At 40.6% G+C, this 4,916-nt stretch carries 4 protein-coding genes; all 4 read left to right on the top strand.

The features are described 5' to 3' along the window. Positions 1–1,506: ABC transporter permease (locus tag SORDD16_RS05775; protein ID WP_061452704.1), on the top strand; the 1,506-nt coding region annotated here is incomplete at its 5' end. A gap of 546 nt (positions 1,507–2,052) precedes the next feature. Beyond that, a complete protein-coding gene (locus SORDD16_RS05770) occupies positions 2,053–3,195 on the top strand; it encodes a cysteine desulfurase family protein (RefSeq protein ID WP_061452703.1) in 1,143 nt (380 codons plus the stop codon). An 8-nt stretch (positions 3,196–3,203) separates the two neighbouring features. After that, positions 3,204–4,418 (top strand): tRNA uracil 4-sulfurtransferase ThiI, encoded by a 1,215-nt coding sequence (thiI, locus tag SORDD16_RS05765; RefSeq protein WP_061452702.1) that lies wholly within the window; start codon positions 3,204–3,206, stop codon positions 4,416–4,418. 135 nt (positions 4,419–4,553) lie between these two features. Next, the coding region (locus SORDD16_RS05760; RefSeq protein WP_164966494.1) for an alpha/beta hydrolase-fold protein at positions 4,554–4,916 on the top strand (363 nt) is incomplete at its 3' end.

The following is a 4,916-nucleotide window of genomic DNA, read 5'->3' as shown; positions in this document are numbered from 1 at the left end:
ATTGTTTCTCATGATGAGGCGATGATTGCAAGAGGAGATGTTCAGCTTCATTTTAAAGACCATCAATTAGTTGGAAATTGTCTTATTTTGAATTCTGATGAAGGGATAAAGGATTCTAAGAAGTGGACCTCCTATTTGTCGTCTTCTCATACGAAGCTATCCGTTTTGAAACATAGAAGACCTTTTTTACCTAGATTATTAGCGTTTTTTATCGCATTTGTAGTTGCTATAGCAGTAACTTCTATTCACTTTCAGTCCTTATTTGCAGATAAGTATCACCAACTGGTGAACAACTCGCTTGAAAATGGCTTCTTGGTGATTCATGATTCGCTTCATTTACAAACTACAAAAGTGTTGGATGATTTTCTTAGTTTTGATAAGGAGGAAATCACCTCCATCAGTACAAGTCAGAATATTCAAGCCGTAAAACCTTATATAGAGTTTCCTTCTCTAGGAATGACCCTTGAAAACTCAAAAGACTATTCACAACTTCAAAAGAACTTTCAGCCAACTGTGACGATTGATGGTCAGACCAGAAGTTTGACAAGAAATTTTTCAATTCAACCCTTGTATCAGACAAATACAACACAGAGGCAGATAGAGTATTTTGATAGGAGCAATGAAAAAGGGATTTATCTATCTGAGCAGTTCATTTCAGATGAAAAACTACCGAATCTAGTTTCGGGATCTTCAGTGACACTGACTTTTTACATTCCAATTTCTTTATATGAATCCAGTATAGAGAAAGATGGGAATGTATTGAAAGGAGATGGCGATTTATTTGTCAAAGTGGATAAAACATATCCTGTTTTAGGGATTGTTAAAAAAAGTTATCCGTTTGAATATTCCCCTCATGGGAACACCTTATTTATGAATATTGCTGAAATGGAAGAATTACAAAAAGAAGCAATTCAACAGCATCCCATGACGAAGATGGCTTTAGATGGCTTTCCTTTGAAATCATGGATGCCGAGTGCGATTCATGTGTTACTAAAGGATAGCAGTGCTATTCCTGAAGAGTTGAGTAGGATAAGAGCTATCTCTTCACAAATCACTATTTTATCCTCGTATGAAAACTACGAAGAATTTAATAAAGGACTCACCTATATCAGGCAATTTTTAATGTTGCTATCCCTAGTCTTACTCATCCTTGTCACCTCTGTATTGTCCTTTGTTTTCTTTTTGCTTAATCGTCCTCGACGCTTTGAAGTAGGGATTTTAAAATCTTTGGGATACAGTACTCAAAATATTGTTTGGCTTTTCTTAAAAGAATTAATTGGTTATGGTAAAACGATTTCGATTGTCGCAAGTTGTTTCCTTGTCATTCTTTCTATTCTAGCAACTCAAGTGCTTAAATTGGAAGTTTCTGATGTTTTTCAATTCTATCTAACTTCCGTTTTCACCTTAATTGGATTATCAGTTTCAGTACTGATCATAAGTGGCTTACTCCCTATATACACAACTTGTAGGCAAACAGTTGTCGATACTATCCGAAAGAATGGATGAGGTGATATCATGAAACATAAGATAATGAAGAAAATAGTAGTGGCAGTGTTTACTATCCTATTGCTCACATTCTAAAGTCAAGTACATGCAGGTTATGTAAGTAAGTCTAGTTCTTTAGATAGTTATAGCTTGGTAGGCTTGAATGTTCTTAATGTGACTTTTCATGATTCTGGCTATTCTTATACTTATAGTGGCAGTGTGTCAAATATGTATTTCACTGACTGGGCTTGTTTTCCTAATACGATAAGCAATCGTTCCACTTGGAAAAGTTCGATTCCCTATGGTCAACGTGCAAATGGTACAGTTCGGATAGGTGTAGGAGTAAATTCGCCTTGGGGAGCGGCTAATCTCTGGGGCGGACAACATTATTTTTCTTTAGATTTTTAATAGAAATCATGACGGTTAGATAGAATGAAACAGAATCCTCTTGGTAATGGTATCAAGAGGATTTTATGTTATCTGATGAGGGGGCCTCATTCCCTTCCTTGTCGCAGGTCGCTTTTCGTGATACAATAGAAGAAATGATTTTAGAAAGCGTGAGAAAACATGATTTACTTTGATAATTCGGCGACGACCAAGCCCTACCCTGAAGCGTTAGAGACCTATATGCAGGTTGCTTCCAAAATTGTAGGAAATCCCTCCAGTCTTCATCGTTTGGGCGACCAGGCAACGCGGATATTGGAAGCATCGCGTCAGCAGATTGCCGATTTAATTGGTAAAAAAAATGAGGAAATCTTCTTTACTTCAGGTGGCACTGAAGGGGATAACTGGGTCATCAAGGGGGTGCCTTTTGAGAAAGTCCAGTATGGCAAGCATCTCATCATTTCTGCGATTGAGCACCCAGCAGTTCGAGAATCTGCCCTCTGGCTGAAAAGCCAAGGATTTGAGGTGGATGTTGCTCCTGTTGATAGTAGAGGTTTTGTGGATGTGGCCGCTTTGGCCAATCTTATTCGTCCGGATACGACCCTAGTTTCAATCATGGCAGTCAATAATGAAATTGGATCTATTCAACCGATCCAAGCTATCTCAGAATTATTGGCAGACAAGCCGACTATTTCCTTTCATGTGGATGCAGTTCAAGCTCTAGCTAAAATTCCGACTGAAAGCTATCTCACTGACCGTGTGGATTTTGCGACCTTCTCTAGTCATAAATTTCATGGGGTTCGAGGGGTTGGTTTTATCTATCTCAAGTCTGGCAAGAAAATTTCGCCTCTTTTGACAGGTGGCGGTCAGGAGCGTGACTATCGTTCCACAACGGAAAATGTAGCAGGGATTGCTGCTACAGCCAAGGCTCTCCGTTTATCTATGGAAAAAGAAGTCCAGTTTGGTCAACGAACTAGGCAGATGAAGGAATTGATCCGCCAAGAGTTGCTCCAGTACCCAGATGTTCTAGTTTTTTCAGAATTGGATCAGTTTGCTCCTCATATTCTGACCTTTGGAATCAAGGGAGTGCGAGGGGAAGTAGTGGTTCACGCCTTTGAGGAGTATGAAATTTTCATCTCGACTACGAGCGCTTGCTCCTCTAAGGCTGGAAAGCCTGCCGGGACCCTCATTGCCATGGGGGTGGACAAGGATAAAGCCCAGTCAGCTGTTCGCCTCAGTCTTGATCTGGACAATGACATGAGTCAGGTCGAGCAATTTTTAACCACTTTTAAACTCATTTACAACCAAACTCAAAAAGTAAGATAGGAGTCTTCATGCAGTATTCAGAAATTATGATTCGTTACGGAGAGCTTTCCACCAAGGGCAAGAACCGCATGCGTTTTATCAATAAACTTCGTCATAACATTTCGGACGTCTTGTCCATCTACCCTGAGGTTAAGGTGACAGCTGACCGCGACCGTGCCCACGCTTACCTGAATGGAGCCAACTACACAGCGGTGGCAGAATCCCTCAAACAAGTCTTCGGGATTCAGAATTTTTCTCCAGTATATAAAGTTGAAAAATCTGTAGAAGTTCTGAAGTCTTCTGTCCAAGAGATTATGACAGATATCTACAAGGAAGGCATGACCTTTAAGATTTCTAGTAAGCGTAGCGATCACAACTTTGAGCTCGATAGCCGTGAACTTAACCAAACGCTGGGGGGTGCAGTATTTGAGGCTATTCCAACCATCCAAGCCCAAATGAAGCAACCAGACATCAATCTTCAAGTGGAAATTCGTGAAGAGGCTGCTTATCTTTCTTATGAAACCATCAAGGGAGCTGGGGGACTTCCTGTTGGAACATCTGGTAAGGGCATGCTGATGTTGTCGGGTGGGATTGACTCACCTGTAGCTGGTTACCTGGCTCTTAAACGCGGGGTGGATATTGAGGCAGTCCACTTTGCTAGCCCACCCTACACCAGTCCTGGTGCCCTCAAAAAAGCGCAGGATCTAACGCGGAAATTGACCAAGTTTGGAGGTAATATCCAGTTTATTGAGGTTCCCTTCACAGAGATTCAAGAGGAAATCAAAGCTAAGGCACCTGAAGCCTACCTCATGACCTTGACTCGACGGTTTATGATGCGGATTACAGATCGCATCCGGGAAGTTCGAAATGGCTTGGTGATTATCAATGGAGAGAGTCTGGGCCAAGTAGCCAGCCAAACTCTAGAGAGTATGCAGGCTATCAATGCTGTGACCAATACGCCTATTATTCGCCCAGTTGTGACTATGGACAAGTTGGAAATCATTGAGATTGCTGAGAAGATTGATACCTTTGAAATCTCCATTCAACCCTTTGAAGACTGTTGTACTATTTTTGCGCCAGACCGTCCCAAAACCAATCCTAAGTTGAAAAATGCAGAGCAGTACGAAAGTCGGATGGACGTGGAAGGCTTAGTTGAGCGAGCAGTTGCAGGAATCATGGTTAGTGAAATTACTCCACAGATCGAGAAGGATGATGTGGATGACTTGATCCAAGATCTTTTGTAAGTAAATACAGAAGAATTTAGTGAAAAAGTAGTAAAAAGTTAGTTTTTCCTTATGAATTGGGATGGAAACTAACTTTTTTTCAATTTTTGTGATATAATAAGATAAAATTTTTGAATATAGAGAGTTTTCTGACAGATGAACCATTCCTATTTTTACTTAGAAATGAGAGAGCATAAGCTGGTCGTTCCTTATACAGGTAAGGAAAGACGGGTGCGCGTGCTCTTGCCAAAAAATTATGAGAAGGACAATCAACGGGCCTATCCGGTTGTTTATTTTCACGATGGTCAAAATGTTTTATATAGCAAGGAAGCTTTTTCAGGTCATTCCTGGAAAGTCATTCCGACCCTCAAACGAAATCCAGATATTAGTCGGATGATTGTTGTTGCCATTGATAATGATGGAATCGAGCGAATGAATGAATATTCGGCTTGGAAATACAAAGAATCCAATATTCCAGGCATGCAATTTGGTGGCAAGGGAACGGAGTATGCCGAGTTT

Origin of the sequence: Streptococcus oralis (genome assembly GCF_001578945.1) — a bacterium.
Classification (GTDB): domain Bacteria; phylum Bacillota; class Bacilli; order Lactobacillales; family Streptococcaceae; genus Streptococcus; species Streptococcus oralis_Q.
Note: the sequence above shows the minus strand (reverse complement) of the source record. Positions and strands in the feature narration are given on the sequence as shown.

Bases quoted from the DNA above. Each gene is read 5' to 3' on its own strand.
- thiI (WP_061452702.1), top strand. From the start codon at position 3,204: ATGCAGTATTCAGAAATTATGATTCGTTACGGAGAGCTTTCCACCAAG.
- SORDD16_RS05770 (WP_061452703.1), top strand. From the start codon at position 2,053: ATGATTTACTTTGATAATTCGGCGACGACCAAGCCCTACCCTGAAGCG.